The following is a 17,768-nucleotide window of genomic DNA, read 5'->3' as shown; positions in this document are numbered from 1 at the left end:
CTGCTCATTGGCAGTACTAATAGTGCATCATTATATTGCGGTTAACGAGGACGATGTTCCGGGGAAACATTCCTGTAGACATCTGCAAAGTCATGAAAGCCATCTGCAACTACGGTATCCATAATGGTGTCCCTGGTAACCAGTACCGGTTTCAGCTTGATAAATGGTATCTCATGACTTCCGTTGAAAAACCGCTCTTCGGTTCCCGGATCCTCACCTCTGGCTAGCCGGACAGCAGCAGCGACTGCCTCCCTGGCAAGAGGTGATATTGGTTTATACATGGTCATGAGTTGTGTTCCCTCCGCAATTCGCTGAACTGCCGACAGATCACCATCCATGCCACTGACCAGAATTGTACCAGCCAAGCCATAACCGGCAGCCTCCCGAACCACTGCATCTGCAATCAGATCATTGGCAGCAATGACAGCATCGATACGTTCATAGCGCTCAAAAGCCTGGAGTATGGCATCACGGGCCTCCTCGTTGCGCCAGCGCTGCAGCCACATGCTTTCAAGCAGCTCGATTTCTCCGTTCTGCAGGGCTTGTCTAAGTGCACTGATTATTCCCTGATTGATTACAAAGCTATTATAGTCGTTCAGGGCTCCATTTATAATCAGCAGCCTGGGGACATGGTTTGTGTCTTCAGCCTCATTCACACCGGTGTCGTTCTCCAGCAGGGCAGCTACAATCGATTCAGCCATAATGCGCCCGGTAAGATGAAGATCATAGCTGACATAGGCATCTATTGGGACATTCCTGATAACTCTGTCATAGGCAAGTACCGGAATTCCCTGATTCCGTATCTGCTGCACAGTGTCCGATAGAGCTTCACTGTCATTCGGAATAATGACAAGTACATCAATATTCTGTCTGCTCAGTTCAAGAAGCTGGCGCCTTTGTGCTTCCAGATCCTCGTTGGCGTTCCTCAGAACTACCTGGGCTTCATATTCCCCTGCGGCTGTAAAAAACTCATCCCGATCTCGCGCCCAGCGCTCAACAACCAGTGAATCCAGTGAAAAACCGATCCGGATGCTCTTGTGTTCAACATCCGCGATCGGTGCTTCTGCATCATCAGTACAGGAATTGCCTGATATCAGAACAACAAGCAGTATCAGAGCGCAGCCGGTTTTTGTAATCCTCATTCAATCCTCCACCAAATGCTTTTCCGCGTATTCACTCGGCCGGAGCCCAACCCATCGCTTGAATACCCTGCTGAAGTAATTCGAGTCATAATACCCCGTCAATTCGCTGATTTCCTTGATGCTGTATGTACGCCGCTCGAGAAGCTTCCGCGCATATTCCATCCGCAGCGATGTGACATAATCAGAGAAAGACAGCTGGAGCTCCTGCCTGAACAGCCGGGACAGATGTGCAGCGGAAACCCCAGCAATTCCGGCGGCATCATCCAGAGACAGCTGCCGACCGAAATTCCCCCTTATATAATCAATCGCGGTCTGAAGAGTCCGGGATTCCACGGTTTCCTCACCTCCTGTCCTCAGAGCATCCTGTAGACGGCTGATCAATAGATCAAGCATTTCTTCAGCAGAAGCACACACCGCAAGGCTGCTCAGAATCAGGGGCGGAACCTGAGGACTCTGATAGGCAAGATATAAGGGTTCAAGCAGCAGCATTCGTGCCGTCTCACCGTCAGAGCGAAGGACATCAGTAAGCAGAGAAAGACAATCCGATCTCCAGACAGAAAGCCCCGTATTGTCCCTGGAACAGATACGTGGCCAAAGCTGCTGAAGATGTACCCGAAGCGCTGGGATATTCCTGCTCTCGACACTGCTTTGTGAGGATTTACTGAAAAGCGAGAGAAACTGAGGAAGGAATTCCCAGAGACGTTCCAGACTGAAATCCGTACTGCAGTCAATCTGCGGTTCGAGACCGATTCCTGCACCGGCAAGATGCATAAGCTCCCGGGCTGCTTCGGATAGCATAGAAACGGCCTTTTCATTTTCTGATGCTACAAGCACTCCAACAGATCCAGGAGCGATGACTCCAGTCCAGCAGGGAACCTTATATCTCAAGGCTATCGCCATTTTTCTGTCCGTATCCCGGGACTGGATCCCTTCAGGTAGCGATACCCTGACCAGCCGCACCCGGGGGAAAAAATCAGGGCGCAGGCTTCTGAGAGCAACAATCCACTGCTGCCATAGATCGGCATCCGGTTTCCAGACCCCTGAAAAAACCCGCTGGATAAACTCACTCTCAAGCAGGCTCTCAACCGACTGACGGAGAACCTTACTGTAAAGATGCTCTTCCTGCTGCTGCTGTTCCTGATCGAGTGCCGCGGCCGCTTTCTGAAGAACCTTCAACAAGCGGCTCTTTGTAACTGGTTTGACAATGTAGGCGAAAACCCCGAAATCCAGGGCTTCCCTGGCAATATTGAACTGCTCGTATGCAGAAATAATAATGCAAAGCACCTCTGGATTCCTGCGCTTGACTTCACTTACTATCTCCAGACCGGATATTCCAGGCAGATGAATATCTACCAGCAATATATCCGGGGGATCAGCCGAAAGTTTCTTCAAGGCTTCAACACCGCTTCGTCCTGTGCCACAGACCTCACCTTCAGGAAATGAAGACTCGATGATATGCTGCACTCCCTCAAGAACCGGAAGTTCATCATCTATTACAAAAATTCTGCGTTTCATGAATCGGTACTCTCCCAGAAATTAGAACCGGCATTAACCGGCACCTCAACCTTGACACAAAGGCCACCCCGTCTGGATGTCTCGATAAAAAAAGAATCTTCTCTTCCTGTAAACAGACGCACCCTGTACATGACATTACGCAGACCGATACCATTGGTAGTGGATCGAACATCGAAGCCATGAATAAATTCGTCATCATCATGGATGTGAAGACTCTGCAGCAGTTCATTCAAGCGGGATTCCGCCATACCCCTTCCATCATCATCCACTGAAAGCAGCAGCTTGTCACCACTTATTTCAGAACTCAGCCATATTGTTCCATTCCCGTTCTGAAAACCATGCTGTACCGCATTTTCCACAATAGGCTGCAGGATCAAGCGCGGAAGGAAAACCGACCTTGCAGAATCAGGGCAGTCTATATTCAGAAGTAGCTCTGTCCCGAAACGGATCTGCATAATAAACATAAAGGACTGCAGGGTCTCAATTTCCTTTCCCAGTGTGGTCGCTTCCGACAAAGGCCGCAATGTCTCTCTCAAGAGCGATGCCAGTGAATCGATATATTCACTTGTCCGGTCAGCATCCTCAATTGTTGCCAGCTGAACCGCTGTGTTCAGGGCATTATATAGAAAATGAGGCTGAATCTGACTCTGCAGTGCAGTCATCTCAGCCTGTTTGAGAGTGTTCTTCATGCGAAGATTATTTACACGCTCCTCCATGAGGCCTTTTTCTACTTCAGCAGCATGCTGCAGTTCTGTTATATAGGTTTGAATAGAATGCTTCATGGTATTAAAGGCCATCGCCAGCTGCTGGACTTCTGTACTGCCCCTGGATACAAAATCACTGCTGGAAAAATCGCCATCTGCAAGACTCAAAGCCCTGCTGGATAACTGAACAATCGGCTCCGCTATCTTCTGGGCAAAAATAGAGGACAGCATCGCAGTGAAAATCATAAGGGAAATAAGAAACAGAAAACTGAGTTGCTGAATTCGTGAAAGGATGGGGGCATAATCCTCCTGAATTTCCATTACTCTGGTTAATTCATTTTGGGAAAGCTGGATGAACAGACTGTTCAGAAGCCGAACCTGCACACGGACTTCAGCATACAGCTCAGCATAGAGTTCGGGTGAACGGCCCCGTTTCGCCTGAACTGCCTGATCAGCGGTCTCCTGCAGACTCAACAGTAGATAATGAGCGCTCCGTTCAAGAAATCGCTCACCCTGTCTGATCTGCTCTTCAGAAATCTCCAGTGAAAACTGCGGTACTGCCTCACGCAGCTGCATGGAAATCTCCAGATAGTACCGAAGACTGTCGGTTGATTTGGTCAGGAGATAGTCGTTCAGGGCCTGATCAAGCAGAAATACGAGACGATCCACTTCCTGATACTGTTTGTTCCTGTCATAAATCTGCAGGGATTGCGTCAGGAGTGAATAGGTCAAGGTAATTGGAATCAGTACCCCGAGCATAATAGGGATCGCCAGTGCAAACAGATACAGCAGGCTTCTGCGGCGTAAACTTGCCATCAGCGGATCCCCTCAGGAAGCAGTACATGCAGATTATTGCGGTCTACGGCTGTGTAATTGAGCAGTGTGTATTCAGGTATGTACTGGCTCCGTGAGGCATCAAGAATCAGACGGAGTCCATTTCTGCCGATCTGCTGCGGATAGCGGTATATAGTCCCCTGAACCAGGCCACGTCCTATTGCAGTTACAATTTCTTCGTTGCTATCCAATCCTGCTATGCGAATATCTCCCAGCTTGTTCTGGTCGATCAGTGCATGAACGACTCCACCAAGGGTTCGAGGGGCAGCCACGACAATTCCATTTATACCAGGCATATCGCGAAGCAGACTGGCAGTCCGTTTCTCGCCTTCAAAATGTCCGGTTGATTCAAGATGTTGAACTACATCAATAGAGATATAAGGATAGGGCTCTATCATGGCCTGCATAATGGACAGCATCCGCTGTCTGTCCTGTAGCCCCTGTGAGGAATCATCACCTGCAAAAAAGACAGCCCATGATTCTGGCACAGATGATGGATCATAGTCACTCAGCATAAGTCTGACGAGCTCTCTGGCCAGCACTTCATTATCAAAGCCGGCATGGCCTGTGCGGTTGGAAAATGGATTATCGTGTATAAGTGTTACAACAGGAATATTTCTGGAAACAAGCTCATCCAGTTCAGCAGCCATGGCGTAGGATTCAGGAAGATACAGAAGCACTCCATCAGTCTGCATCCAGCTTACCTGACGCAGCAGCAGCCGCAGTTCGGTTTCCGGAAGAATGTCACTGTAATGCAGGAACTCAACTGCAACATCACGGCGCAGTGCTTCATGAACGACTCCTTCTGCCAGCTGATCGAAGAAAACACCTCCTTCGAGAGGCAGAATGATGGAGATGTGGGTATGAGCCTTTCGTGCTGACCCCTCGTTGAACAGAATATGCTGCGTCGCCTGTGTATACCAGAACACCAGCAGCAGGGCAGCGCTGCAGATTCCTATAAACGACAGGACGAACAGGGCTTTTACCGGCATTCGCATAGCACAGTGTAAGGCTATCTGCTTCATTTGTCACAAATTTTCGGAACTATCGGGATTTCCCGCCTATGCCTTGGCTGCAATTTCGAGCAAACGGTCAGAGCCCTTGGGTAGTTCCCTCTGGCAGCGGGCAATATTGAGAGCAAAGTCCCCGATGTGTTCGATCTGATTCAGAAGATCGATATACAGCAGCTCGGTTTTGATACTGGTACTGCGTTTCTTGATTCTCTTTCTGGCGGCCTTTTTCAGCAGATCGCGGCTGGAGTCAATCTTCTGTTCGAGTTCGCGGGCCTTTTCCAACTGCTCGGCATTAAGTCTACGCAGTAAATGAGCATGAATGTAGTCGACAAAACTCTGTACCTGCAGTGCATAACCGTGCAGATCAGATTTAGCGTCTTCTGAAAACTCATAGTTTTTGAGATGCCGCCGCTCAAGAATCAAGGTAAGATTGAAACAGCTGTCAGCCATCCGCTCAAGCTCATTCACCACTCTCATCATGGTATTGATCTGTGCAACCCCACTCTGGTTGAGGGCTTCACTGGAAGCAGCACCCAGAACCGTTGATATCTCCTCTTCCATGAGGTCTGTCAGGTCCTCAAGGCGTTTGAGCTCCTGGACTTCAGCTCCCAATACAGAATCGGGGTTGTCTATCAGGTACATTATCTTTCCGTACATCTTCAGCACTACCCCGGCCATCTTTCCGACTTCATCCTTGATCTGCAGCAGATACAATTCGGGATTTTTCGCAACATGGGGAACAAGATATGCGAGCGAGTAATCAGGTTCTGCAGCATCTCTATGATCAGGGACAAACCTTTCAACCAGGCGTGCAAAGGCTGGCACCCAGCTTATAAACAGCATCGTATTCAGCACATTAAACAAGGTATGAAATGCTGCCAGATGTGCCGGTAGATACAGTCGCATTTGTTGGATGTCGACGTTCCCGAGCATCTCACCGGGAATAATAAAATCTACCAGATGCAGGAAGGGCACGAATACTACCAGCATCCACAGCACACCAACAACATTGAAGAGGGTATGAGCCCTGGATGCACGTCGCGCATTTACATCGGTGCCGATGGATGCCAGGAAAGCGGTAAATGTTGTTCCGATATTCTCACCAAGGATTATTGCAGCCGCGGTCGGGTAATCCACCCAGCCTGCGAAAGCCATAGTCAGAGTAACTGCCACCGCCGCCGAAGAGGACTGAAGAACAACCGTTAACAGGGCCCCGACGACAATAAACAGCAGCAATGAGAAAACGCCATACCCGGTAAAACCGCTGATAAACTCCAGCACTGCCGTATTCTCGGAAATATCCGGAACTGAATCCTTGAGAAACATGAGTCCGAGAAAGAGGATTCCGAAACCTATCAGGGCTTCACCCCAGGCAGTCTTATTCAGACGTTTATAGAAAAGCAGAAAAGAACCTATAGCGAGAGCCGGGAAACTTGCTGATGAAATATTGAATGAAAAGCCGAACACAGCAACTATCCAGCCGGTTACGGTAGTGCCAATGTTGGCTCCAAGGATTACCCCAATGGCTTGTGCAAGGGTCAACAGATGCGCGTTGACGAATCCGACAACCATAACTGTAGACGCAGAACTTGATTGTACCAGGACTGTAATAAGGAACCCGGTACCAACGGCTGTGAAACGATTGCCGGTCATAAACTGAAGGATCGCCTGTAGCTTGTCCCCGGCAGCCTTCTGGATGCCGTCGCTCATCACACGCATACCAAACAGGAAAAGTCCGAGACTTCCGCCCACCGACACAATCAATTGCAGCATATATATATGTCCCCTTTTCGGGCTTGATTGTGCCGGAACAGCAGGCTTTTTACAAGCGTTTCACACTGAAAACAAGTCGAAGAATCAGCAGCAGCTGCCGCTTGAACAGTCACCGCTTGAGCAATCGCCCTCACCGCAGCTCCCGCCCCCGCAACCGCCAACACTCCCGGCGATCTGTGCAAAATCAAGTCCGAGACGGGTACTTATGCGTTGGTTGCAGCCGCGGAGCAGTCCCTGAAGATTTTCCTGTGTCATATATACCTTTTGCGTCACTGGATGATCCTGCAGTTCCATCTGTATTGCCCGAATGTCATCGATATCCTGCTGGCTGTGTGTACCCTCGGACTGCTTCCTGTGGAAATCCTGTACCATCTCTGTGTACGAATCCCGCAGTGTTCTCAGATCCGTATTGTTTGCATAATCGGTCTGAGCATTGATAAATTCCTGCATGGCATCGGTTTCCCGGAGATCACCCACGAACTGTTGAAGGGCATCCTGTATCTGAGCATCAATCATAATAATATATCCTTGTTCCGTTCAGCAGCTGCCGCCGCAGCCGCATCCACCAGCCGGCTTGGCCATGGAAGAAAAATCGAAGCCGAGATGTGCGCTCAGTGAGGCATTGATTTCGGCTAACTGATCCACAAATCTCTGTTGAGCAGCAAAAAACGCACTCAGAATTTCATTCTCCTGCATTGCGCGTTCCTTGTCCTGAAGATTCTGGATTGCATCCTGACTTACATCCCCATATTGCTGGGCATGTCGCAGAGCCTGCTGTTCATTCTGGAATTCCTGCAGTATGGTGAGTGCGGTTTCATCGGATCTAAGGACTTCTATCTGCTGCTGAAAGTCAGCATATGTGCTTCCAGCTTTTATCGTTTCCGCCATCTTTTCTGCTGAAGCAAGACAAGCGGTATAAATAGTCTCTGTCATACAAACTCCTGATGCATATAATAATGCATATACTGAGCCTTGTAATCAAGAGTGGCGCCGGCATACCACCGGCGCCTGTAATGTGATTCCGGAGTCATGCAGACAATTCTACATCGTGAGCAGCCAGACTCCAGCGGCGGCTGCAACAGCCGCAAAAATGTAGAAGAATGCCACCGTACCTGTTTCCCCAAGCAGCTTCACAAACAACCTGATCTTGGGCATTTGCCAGATTTTCTCCGGTTTTTTCACCGTAATCGCAACGATAGCTGCTGCATAAGCCAGAAGTAGAATTCCAAGTAATGCCAATCCGTTCATACAAACCTCCTTGATTTTTTAACGCTCAGTTCAGACCGTTTCTGATACGTTTTTTCAGCACTATAAATGTAATTGCGGTAATCCCGGTAATAATTGCTGTGTTCCGGATTACCTCCAACCATTGAGCCTCCTGAAGCAGAATTGCACGTACGCTTTCGAAAGCCCAGTAAAATGGAGACCAGTACAGAAGCCACAGCAGGTTCCCGGGAAGATACATTGCACCGAAAACCGAAAGTAGAACCGGCAGAAAGATAATCTTCATACTGGCCACTGCTGTAATTGGCTCATCACTGACCACACCAACACTGAAGCCGATAATCACTGAAATACAGGCTATGCTCAGTATGCTCAACAAGAGCATCCCATAATGCACTCCATCAAATCCGAGTATCCACACTGATCCCAGACAGCCGATTACCGGCAGTATAAATCCGAGTATACCTTTGCCCGCTACCAGCTCAAGGCGGGTTAGCGGGGAGACATTCAGGGCTTTCAGGGTATTGTGCATCTTCTCATCCACCAGATTCAGCACAATGAACATGCCCCCGAAAACGGTGGTCATGAGCAGCAGAAGATTCCCGCCATGCAGTTTGAGCGGAGATATCTCCCAGCCTATATCCGAGAAACTTATCGCCACCGGCAATTCTGCATCCGGTCGAGATAATCTGGTCAGAAGAACCTCCAGCATCTCATGCCCCGCACCGATCTCATTTCCCTGACGAATCAGTTCGAATCCTGAATCAGTACTTAGCACTCCGTATATATCATCCATGCGGAGAACTCTTTCTTCCATCTTTTCCAGAGTGGCTACCGTCTCTACCTGTGCAATGCGTTCAAGACGAGGCCGCAAGGGATCATCTTCCAGCAGTACCACATTTACCAGTGAGTCACCTACTCCAGGAATCAAGGCCCGGAGAATAAATGCAATCAGAAATGGAGCAATACTCAGATACACGATCAACCAATCGCGTAGTCCACTACGTACATCCCGGCCAACTATTGCCAAAATTCGTTTCATAACAGTTCCCCCTCCCTATACCGTCAGGGTTTTCTTGAATCGGGCAGTCGCCATGCTGAAAAAAACAGCTGACAAAAGCAGAAACATAAGGCTGTTCCTCAGCACATAGGCAACATCGCCATTAGCAAGCAGCAATTCCCTGAAGCTGAACAGCATTGGATACGAAGGCATAAACTGCATCCATAGTGGATTAAAAGAAGGCATAAAATATGAGATCGAGGCAATCATCATAATCATGACCGCCAGATATAAGGCCCCCATTGCCTTTACCATGCTGTCAAAGAAGCTGGAGATGAACAGACCCACGCTTGATCCGAACAGATTGAAGGCAAACACAGCCAGGATCAGCAAGGGATAATTAACCTGCATTCCCACGATTGCGAGAACAGTTAGCAGTGAAGTTCCCAGCCCGATAACAGTCATTATCATGAGCTTGCTTGCCAGATACTGCCATATCTGTACCGGCGCTACTGCATACGCCTTGATTACTCCCTCATCCTTATCAAGGAAAATATAGGCTGCAATTATAAAGAGTCCCATAAGCCCGACATTCATGGTCAGGTATACAGGCAGAACATGCTGCCGATCGCTGAGGCGTTCACTATCCGGTTCAAGCACCCGCTGCTCCACGGCTGCCGCACCGCTGAACTGAGCCAGAAGCTCACCTTCGATCATGTTCTGCAGCAGGCTCTTCATGCGTTCACTCTCGTAGCCCTGTAGAACAAATTCGTAGTCCAGACCTTCCTGACCGATAGAGAGTTCAACACCTATCGACGAACGATCTCTTGACATTGCATCTTCCAGGGATTTACGTGATTCATGACGCTGAACAGAACCGTCTATACCATCAAGCATCTCAGCCATAAGCTGCTGCTCTGCAGGTCCGCCTCTCAGATACACATGATAGTTCTGGCTGTGATCAAAGGTCTCCGGCACGACAAACAGCATTATCAGAATAAATACCACCATCATTCCGGCTTCTATATAGAAATAGAGCCCGTTGAACGACAGCTTCATATCCTTCAAAAAGGTTATCCAGAGTTTTCTCATGATTATTCGAGCCCCCTGCCCGTGACTTTTATAAATATTTCCTCAAGGGTAGCTTCCCGGGTATGCATCATTTCTATCTGTCCATTCAGGATAATATCATTCAGTTTTGCCTTGTCTTCGGGAATAAGCAGGGAAAATTGTTCTGTGACACGCTGTCCCTTGTGTACATAATCTACCACCACCAGTTTTTCCCCGAACCGCAGCTTCAGATTGCGGGGGGAATCGATCAGCCGGATCTCTCCATCAATAATAAAAGCAACCCGGTCACATAGTTCGTCAGCAACCTGCATGTTGTGAGTGGTCAGAAAGACGGTTGCTCCTTTCTGGTTTTCCTGCCGGATAACATCCTTGATCTGGCTGCCGATGGCGGGATCAAGCCCGGTAGTCGGTTCATCCAGAAACCAGATTTCCGGTCTGTTCAGCATACTGCGGACAAAGGTCAAACGGTGCTTCATTCCCTTCGAGAAGGTCTCGGCTTTCTTGTCTGCGACTTTATCCAGACCGACCATTTCCAGCAGCTCGGATGGATTCATGGTGGGTACATCAAACAGTTTCGCGAAGAAATTCAGGTTTTCACGGGCAGTTAGTTTTCCATACACATTTGACTGTTCGAATGATACTCCAATCTTGTTGAACATCTTACGGTTCGGCTTGTGCATATCATAGCCTGCAACACTGACCTCACCTTCCTGCAGTGGAAGCAAACCAGTCAGTATACCCTGTGTTGTAGATTTACCGGCTCCCGAGGGCCCGAGAAACCCGAAGACCTCTCCCTTGGCTACCTCAAAACTGACATTCTTGACTGCGTATACACTGTTGTGAGTATACGAATGACTCAGATTCTTTACAGTTATCACTGTTCCTCCTTGTTCCGGAGCCCATAAAACAGGACATCCAGAAGCTTTTCCAGGGATTCAAACATGCGGTCAAGCCAGTCTTCCTGATCCAGATCCGCATTGTATTCAACGAGATTATTACTGAGCGAAAACAGGAGATGGGCTGTATACGGCACATCCAGATCTTTCCTGATTTCTCCACGCTCTACTGCCTTCTGCAGCAGCATTTCATACACTGACTCTGCAGTGCGCTGATTATCCGCCATTACTTCTTTATAGATATGATGGGTTTTATCCTGGATAAAACGATTTCCGATGCGCATATAATGAGGATGATCTTTAGCAAAGCGCAGTCCTGAAGCATACATGTCCCGAAGGACATCGAATATCGGATGCTCAAAAGGATTCTGCATGACTGGTGTCAGATACTGCATTTTGGCTTCCACTATCAATGACAGCAGATACTTGTAGATATCCTTCTTGCCGCTGAAGTACTGATAGAAGCTGCCCTTTGGTATGCCCGCTGCCTCAACAATGCGATTGATGCTGGCCTGATCATAATGATACTGCTCGAATTCAGCGATCGCCGCATCCAGAATAAGGGATTTCTTCTCAACCGGCAGATTGAAATACGTTTCCTTGGGCATTCATCGGCCTCCATTCACAATACATGACTCATTAGTCATATGACTATACAGTCACATGACCCTATGGTCACAATAATCCCGTTTCCAATGAAGTGCAAGTGTTTGTATAAAAAAAAGCACAGAATTTATAAAAAAAAGCGACATATTCCAGAAGAAATCACCCATGTAGAATTTAAAAATTGACTTTTTCAGCAAAACTGGACAGAATGCTTGTGTTATGCCGCAGAAAATCCTGCTCGGAACAGACAGTACATGTATCTCTTCCTTGATTATGTCCAATCCTGATTATCAAGTAGAAACCATATCGTCCTATTTTGCCGAATTCAGACCACATTGCAGTGAGCGGAGTTTTGCACTACTGGATATGAGCACCTACGAGGCTCTATCCGAACAAAACCGAAAAAGACTTGAGAATGGCGATCTACTGATCCTGCTTGATGATCAAGACATTACCAGGCTTCTGCAGGACGACAGCCCGAAGAGCGTCGCCCGATATTTTTACCTTAACTGCGAATCCGAAACATCAGTCGCAAACCTCTGGACAGTGATCGACTGCATCAAAGAACTGAGAACCATGAGTCAGCGCCTGAATTTCTACATTAAGGACTCATTCACAGATATTGTTGACAGCAATATCCTGAAAAGACAAAAACTCGAAATCGAAGAACTGAACCGTAAGCTGAATGAAATCAGCAGGGTCGATTTTCTGACGAGCCTTCTCAACCGCCGCGCTCTGCTTGAATCATTTGAGGCCGAGCGTAGGCGTGCACTCCGTTGCCGCTGGAGACTGAAGAATCAGATTGAGCCTCTCACTGATGAATCCAGAATAGATACCCAAACTGAATTTGACCACAGAACCAGTGGAAGCCTGGAAGAGCACCTTGGTAATTTCGCCTGTATGATGCTGGATATTGATCATTTCAAGCGGATCAATGACAGCTACGGTCATTTAATGGGAGACACAGTACTCAGAACCTTCGGAGAATTACTTCGTGAACCGGGACTGTTCCGTGATACTGATGTTATTGGCCGTTACGGTGGAGAAGAGTTTATTGTATTGCTGCCCGAGACAAACTGCGCTCACGCAGCCATACCTGCTGAACGGCTGCGTGAGCGCATACGCGCAGTAGAGTTTGATGACGGTAAGGGGGGCAGCTTCTCAATAACTGTAAGTATTGGTATAGCAGAGTTCCTGCCCGGAGAGATAGATTCGGACGAGCTCATCAAACGGGCTGATGCAGCTCTTTATCAGGCGAAAGCACAAGGTCGTGATCGCGTTTGTACATACCTACCCGAACAGAACATGATTGCTGACTGACCAGCCTTTTGCAGGCTCCTCCGACTATTCCCCATATACAAGCTGTAGCTCCAGCCATGCGAGAGCCAGTTCATGTTCAGCCTGTATGTGATTATTTTCCGATTGAATCAAATCGAGCTCAAGCCTGGTCAATTGCTGTTCAGTTCCGATACCGGATTCAAAACGCAGGGCCGCTTCTGCATATGCCTGCCTGTTCAATGTAATCTCCAGCTCGAGCAGCTCCAGTCTTTCGGAAATAACGCGAATCCGCTCGCCGAGATTACGTACATCTTCAGCACTATCCGATACTGCCTGCTGAAGACTGATTACTCTCTGTTCAATTGCCAGCTCTTCAGCAGCCGATGCAGCAGCTTTACTACCGCTATCAAATAACGGTATCTTCAAACCAATACCCAGGGTCCAGTCAAAGCCAGCAGAATCAAACAAATCGCTGACAGACGATGCTATGTCCTCCGGATTTTCCCGTTCAATGGGATAACGAGGCTGTAACCGGCCGAATACGGTCAAGCGGGAAGCTCTTCCAAGTGCCGAAGTAATTTGTTGCCATCTGGCTTCATCCAGTGCCCTTTCAGCACGCTGTACAGACAGCGGAGAATTCCGGGTACCTGACAGTGATACAAGAGACATTAAGGTTCCTGCATTGAAATTTTCTGTACGATAGGCTGAAATATCCAGGCCACCGCTGATATCACGAATACGGCGCTGCACGAGCTGCTGATTTTCCTCGACATTCAGAATATTTTCGCGAATGCGGTTCAGGTTCACGCGAAGCTGAAGGAACTGCTGCTCGCTGATTGCCCCGGCAGCCAGGTCCGTTTCGGCCTGTTCAACCCGACTGCGCTCAAGTTCGAATCTACGCTGCAAAACTGTACGGGACTGCCTCAGACTATGAATTGCGCCATAGAGCTCAACTGCAGCCATAGTCAGCTGATTTTGCAGATTATCTGCAGAAAATGCTGCCGCTGAGTATCCCGAAGCCGCGAGCTGATCACGGGCTTCGGTGCTTCGAAAGTCAAGCAGGCGGCCGCCGGCAAACACCGGCTGGCTGTACTGCATATTCAAGGACGGTTTCAGACTATAGCTTATGTCGGGATCATCCTCACTTTCGTAGGCGACAGAGCTGCTGCGTTCGAAGCGCCCCGACAGTTCTATGTTCAAACGACCGTCGGCCGGGAGCGCCAATGATGCACGAATGCGAGGTTCACTGAACAGGGTTTCAACATTCAGTGCAGGTAGCCCAACCGCAGCTGGGGCACCAGTCTCTACTCGTCGCGAGTCATAAGCGACCAGGTCGGCATCAAGCTCAATCTGCAGCCCGGCACCAGCCCGGGCTGCCTGCCAGCCATAACGGGCTTCCTCACGTGCCAGATATGCCAGCCGAAGATCAGCACTACCTTCCAGAACGACTTCAACGAGCTGCTGCAGAGTCAGAACTTCGCCTGCAGGCCGGTTCGATCCAGGGGCTGCCGTGTCCGCAAAGGCGGTAAACGGCAGCAATGCCGAGGCACATAACATGCATAATACACACCAATCTTTTAACGAAATCTGTTTGTACGCTGGATTATACATGGGAAATTTCCTTTCGTGCCCTGCGCGGTGAATCGTAAAACAGACCGTACACACAGGGAATAATAATGAGAGCGGTGACCGTTGAGAAAATCAAGCCGAAAACTATGGTCCCGGCCATAGGACTCCAGACCACACTGCGACCACCGATTCCGAGGGCTACAGGCAGAAGTCCGGCGATAGTCGTGAGACTGGTAAGCAGAATAGGACGCAGGCGTGCAGCAGCCCCTTTGATGACGGCATCGCTGATTCCCATGCCGTCGCGACGCTCCTCGTTTATAAAGCTTATCAGGACAATACTGTCATTGACCGCGATGCCTGCCAGGGCAACACCGGCATAGATTACGGTTGTCGAGAGCGGGGTGCCGGTCAGAAAGAGAAAGAGTATAACCCCTACGAAGGCAAAGGGGACACTGAACATAATAAGTACTGGCTGTGTATAGCTCTTGAACTGGGCTGCCAGGATCAGATAGATCAAAAAAATGCCTATCAGAAATACCCGCAGTATATCTATGAGCAGATTACCGAATTCAGCGAACTGTCCGCCAACATTGAGCTGAATATCTGGAACCCTGGATGACAGTTCTCCGTTGAACATCTGTTCAACACGGCGGTTAACTGCACCGAGATCCGTTCCCTCTGCAACCTCAGCCTCAATTGTGACCTCGCGACGGCCGTCCAGACGCCGAATAGAACTGAGCGCCTGGGTGTCCTCGATCCGGGCGACGGCCTCGAAGGGAATACTGCGGCCATCGGGTGTAGGAATACGAAGTTGAGTGAAGCGGTCATAGCTCATTTCATCAGGCAGTTCATAGCGAACCCGGATGCCTATTTCTTCGTTATCTATGAAAACTGTGCCGACATTAACGCCGTCAAAGGCTGAACGGATAAACTGACCGATCTGAAAACGGCTTAAACCGAAGCGACTGGCCTGGAAATCATCGACAATAATCCTGAGTTCAGGGCTGGAGAGCTGAGAGTTGTCACGGATGTCGAAAACGCCTTCAGTGTTCTGCAGCTCAAGCCTGATTGCCGCAGCGGCTTCCTCTAACTGATCAAAGGAGTTTCCAAATAGCCTGAAACTCAGGGGAGGATCCACGGGAGGGCCGGTCTGCTGGGTCCGGTAGCGGACCTGTTCGGGTCCAGCAATGCCAACTGTCCGGCGCTCGGCTTCAGCGAGAACCGCAGGGACGGGGCGGCTGCGGCCTTCCTGCAATTCGAAAAGATCAACCAGAATCTGACCGACAGTCGGATTTGTGACGTTTTCACTGCTGCCGGCCGAAAAACCGACATAGGCATTAATGGCCTTGACCTCACCCTGCCCCAGCATTGGCTCGAGGGCGCGCTCAAATTCCCGTATGATCCGGTCAGTCTGCTCTACCGGTGTGCCGGGTGGCATCTGTATATCTATAAAAAATACACTGAAATCCTCGGCATCGAAGAGATTCTGCGGTATGAAAGCCACAAGACTGAAGCTGCTGATCATGATCAGTGCAACAAGTACAAGGCTGCGTTTGCGTTTTGCATAAATTTTTTCAAGCAATCGGGTGAAGGCATCCTGGGTCCTTTCGAACCAGAGATCAAAGCGTCGGCGGCGGGTTTTTCCGGGCCAGTCAGCAAAATGGCTGGGGAGGAAAGCTGTGGCCTCGAAGGTACTGGCAATCAAGGCTATGCTGACTGTCAAAGGCACAACCCTCAGAAAGCGCCCTATAATGCCGGGTAGAAAAATAAGCGGCAGAAATGCAGCAACGGTGGTTGCCGTTGCTGCCCAGACCGGCACTACAACCTGGTTAACACCTTTGATTGCTGCTTCATGACGGCTGAGTCCCTGCTGCTGCAGGCGGAAGCTGTTTTCTACAATAACAATTGCATGGTCGACAATAAGACCGAGGACCAGAACCAGACCGAAAAGGGTGTTGCTGTTCAGGGTCTCACCCATAAACTCCAGCACTATAAACGTTACGGCAAAGGTTACCGGTATGCCTATTGCAGCCATAAGGGCATTACGTATGCCTACGAAAACCAGAAGAATAGCGACCAGTAGAATCAGCCCGAAAATGGCATTGCTGACCAACACATCTATGCTATCACGTATCTGAACAGTCGAATCATTGAAGAACTCAATCTGAATGCCAGGAGCAAAACCCTGGGCTTCGAAGCCGGCAACAAGGGCCCTGACATCCGAGATAATTCCTGTGCTGCTGCCGCCAGGGATTTTTGCAACCCGGAGGCTGATCGCATCCTCCCCGTTATATCGGGCTGCAAGTCCTTCCTGATCAAAGGTTTCGCTGATCCTTGCAACATTACCAAGACGAACGACCTGACCATCAGCTCCGCTGCGGAGGATAATGCTTTCCAGATCCCGGGCTGCACTGACATCACCGACGGTTCTCAGCAGAAGGCTGCGGGAGGGGGTAATAAGACTTCCGCCAGGTACTGTGACATTGCGAGCCTGAATTGCCTGTACTATCTGCTCGAGACTGATCCCCAGACTTTCGAGACGCTGTTGACTTGGCTCCACGAGGATCAGGGGATCTCTGGCACCGACTATGCTTACACCACTGACCTCCCTGACACCCTCAATGCGGTCAGCAAGGCGGCGGGCAGTTCTGTTCAGATCTTCATACGGACGATCCCCAAACAGTACCACCTCTATGACAGGCAGAAAATCGTTCGAGCTGAACTCGGTAATACTGGCAGAAGCAACTCCATCAGGGAGGGACAGAGCATTATAGCGGTTCTGCACTTCCTGAAAATTCCGGTCAAACTCACGGCGATTGATGCCTTGATCAAATTCAAGTTGAATGTTGGTCACGCCATCACTGGTCAAAGAGCTTACTCTGGACAGACGATCAAGGCCCTGCATGGCTGTCTCGACCCTGTTGGTTACTGAAGCCTCGATATCCTCAGCACTGACACCGGGATACGGCACAGTAATATTTATAAAGAAAAACGGCACCTCACTGAACTGCTCCTGCGGTAGCCGTACGATACTGAATACCCCGACTATCAGAATAAGTACACTCAGAATATTCACCAGAACCGGATTGCGGACTGAAAAATCGCCAAAACTCATGCTGCATGCTCCTCTGATCCGCGTTAAC

General features: G+C 49.3%; 15 protein-coding genes. 1 reads left to right on the top strand and 14 read right to left on the bottom strand.

What is annotated here, in order from left to right; all coding sequences use genetic code 11:
* Positions 1 to 41: 41 nt before the first annotated feature.
* From ACYQ2L_RS02185 to ACYQ2L_RS02130, 12 genes are all read right to left on the bottom strand, one after another.
* On the bottom strand, positions 42 to 1,142 hold the full coding sequence (locus ACYQ2L_RS02185) for a substrate-binding domain-containing protein (protein WP_460050582.1): 1,101 nt from the start codon (positions 1,140 to 1,142) through the stop codon (positions 42 to 44).
* A complete protein-coding gene (locus ACYQ2L_RS02180) occupies positions 1,143 to 2,657 on the bottom strand; it encodes a response regulator (protein WP_460050580.1) in 1,515 nt (504 codons plus the stop codon).
* Complete coding sequence (locus ACYQ2L_RS02175; protein ID WP_460050578.1) at positions 2,654 to 4,177, bottom strand: sensor histidine kinase; 1,524 nt, start codon at positions 4,175 to 4,177, stop codon at positions 2,654 to 2,656. The genes ACYQ2L_RS02180 and ACYQ2L_RS02175 overlap by 4 nt, the downstream gene beginning before the upstream one ends.
* On the bottom strand, positions 4,177 to 5,193 hold the full coding sequence (locus ACYQ2L_RS02170) for a sugar ABC transporter substrate-binding protein (RefSeq protein ID WP_460050576.1): 1,017 nt from the start codon (positions 5,191 to 5,193) through the stop codon (positions 4,177 to 4,179). The genes ACYQ2L_RS02175 and ACYQ2L_RS02170 overlap by 1 nt, the downstream gene beginning before the upstream one ends.
* A 63-nt stretch (positions 5,194 to 5,256) precedes the next feature.
* Positions 5,257 to 6,981 carry a Na/Pi cotransporter family protein gene (locus ACYQ2L_RS02165; protein WP_460050574.1) on the bottom strand — a complete coding sequence of 575 codons (1,725 nt, stop codon included), beginning with the start codon at positions 6,979 to 6,981 and terminating at the stop codon, positions 5,257 to 5,259.
* Positions 6,982 to 7,065: 84 nt separating this feature from the next.
* On the bottom strand, positions 7,066 to 7,497 hold the full coding sequence (locus ACYQ2L_RS02160) for a YlbF/YmcA family competence regulator (protein WP_460050572.1): 432 nt from the start codon (positions 7,495 to 7,497) through the stop codon (positions 7,066 to 7,068).
* A 21-nt stretch (positions 7,498 to 7,518) separates the two neighbouring features.
* Positions 7,519 to 7,914 (bottom strand): YlbF/YmcA family competence regulator, encoded by a 396-nt coding sequence (locus ACYQ2L_RS02155; protein WP_460050570.1) that lies wholly within the window; start codon positions 7,912 to 7,914, stop codon positions 7,519 to 7,521.
* Positions 7,915 to 8,022: 108 nt separating this feature from the next.
* Positions 8,023 to 8,229, bottom strand: coding sequence for a hypothetical protein (locus ACYQ2L_RS02150; protein ID WP_460050568.1), 207 nt, complete (start codon positions 8,227 to 8,229; stop codon positions 8,023 to 8,025).
* Positions 8,230 to 8,254: 25 nt separating this feature from the next.
* Positions 8,255 to 9,247, bottom strand: a complete 993-nt coding sequence (locus ACYQ2L_RS02145; protein ID WP_460050566.1) for an ABC transporter permease — start codon at positions 9,245 to 9,247, stop codon at positions 8,255 to 8,257.
* Positions 9,248 to 9,262: 15 nt separating this feature from the next.
* Positions 9,263 to 10,297, bottom strand: a complete 1,035-nt coding sequence (locus tag ACYQ2L_RS02140) for an ABC transporter permease (RefSeq protein ID WP_460050564.1) — start codon at positions 10,295 to 10,297, stop codon at positions 9,263 to 9,265.
* 2 nt (positions 10,298 to 10,299) lie between these two features.
* A complete protein-coding gene (locus tag ACYQ2L_RS02135; RefSeq protein WP_460050561.1) occupies positions 10,300 to 11,154 on the bottom strand; it encodes an ABC transporter ATP-binding protein in 855 nt (284 codons plus the stop codon).
* The gene (locus ACYQ2L_RS02130) at positions 11,151 to 11,780 is read right to left on the bottom strand and encodes a TetR/AcrR family transcriptional regulator (protein ID WP_460050559.1); all 630 of its coding nucleotides are present in this window, start codon (positions 11,778 to 11,780) and stop codon (positions 11,151 to 11,153) included. The genes ACYQ2L_RS02135 and ACYQ2L_RS02130 overlap by 4 nt, the downstream gene beginning before the upstream one ends.
* 217 nt (positions 11,781 to 11,997) lie before the next feature.
* Here ACYQ2L_RS02130 and ACYQ2L_RS02125 point away from each other — a divergent pair, with 217 nt between their 5' ends.
* Positions 11,998 to 13,098, top strand: a complete 1,101-nt coding sequence (locus tag ACYQ2L_RS02125) for a GGDEF domain-containing protein (RefSeq protein ID WP_460050557.1) — start codon at positions 11,998 to 12,000, stop codon at positions 13,096 to 13,098.
* A gap of 24 nt (positions 13,099 to 13,122) precedes the next feature.
* Here the strand turns inward: ACYQ2L_RS02125 and ACYQ2L_RS02120 are convergent, their stop codons facing one another.
* Together ACYQ2L_RS02120 and ACYQ2L_RS02115 are read right to left on the bottom strand one after the other, a co-directional pair.
* Positions 13,123 to 14,613, bottom strand: coding sequence for a TolC family protein (locus ACYQ2L_RS02120; protein WP_460050555.1), 1,491 nt, complete (start codon positions 14,611 to 14,613; stop codon positions 13,123 to 13,125).
* A 46-nt stretch (positions 14,614 to 14,659) separates the two neighbouring features.
* A complete protein-coding gene (locus tag ACYQ2L_RS02115) occupies positions 14,660 to 17,740 on the bottom strand; it encodes an efflux RND transporter permease subunit (protein WP_460050553.1) in 3,081 nt (1,026 codons plus the stop codon).
* Positions 17,741 to 17,768: the final 28 nt, after the last annotated feature.

Source organism: Spirochaeta dissipatitropha, assembly GCF_054657935.1.
Note: the sequence above shows the minus strand (reverse complement) of the source record. Positions and strands in the feature narration are given on the sequence as shown.